Genomic DNA, 251 nt, shown 5'->3' with positions numbered 1-251 from the left:
TTTTCGGCGAATCCGCCGGCCTAGAGGTGTGTCATATGCGTTTTCCCGAGCGTCTCCTTCAGGGCTATCAATCTTTCCGCGATGGCCGACTGCCCATCGAGCAGCATCAATATGCCGAGCTCGCAGAGGTCGGGCAGAGACCGGAGATCATGGTCATCGGCTGCTGCGATTCGCGGGTTTCGCCGGAGGTCATCTTTGATGCCCGGCCCGGCGAACTCTTCGTCGTGCGCAACGTGGCCAATCTTGTGCCG

At 60.2% G+C, this 251-nt stretch carries 1 protein-coding gene; it reads left to right on the top strand.

The window, feature by feature from the left end:
* Positions 1 to 35: 35 nt before the first annotated feature.
* A partial coding sequence (locus CH341_RS33045; protein ID WP_281023748.1) for a carbonic anhydrase occupies positions 36 to 251 on the top strand: 216 nt, incomplete at its 3' end.

It is taken from the genome of Rhodoplanes roseus, from assembly GCF_003258865.1.
GTDB classification, from domain to species: Bacteria; Pseudomonadota; Alphaproteobacteria; order Rhizobiales; family Xanthobacteraceae; genus Rhodoplanes; species Rhodoplanes roseus.
Note: the sequence above shows the minus strand (reverse complement) of the source record. Positions and strands in the feature narration are given on the sequence as shown.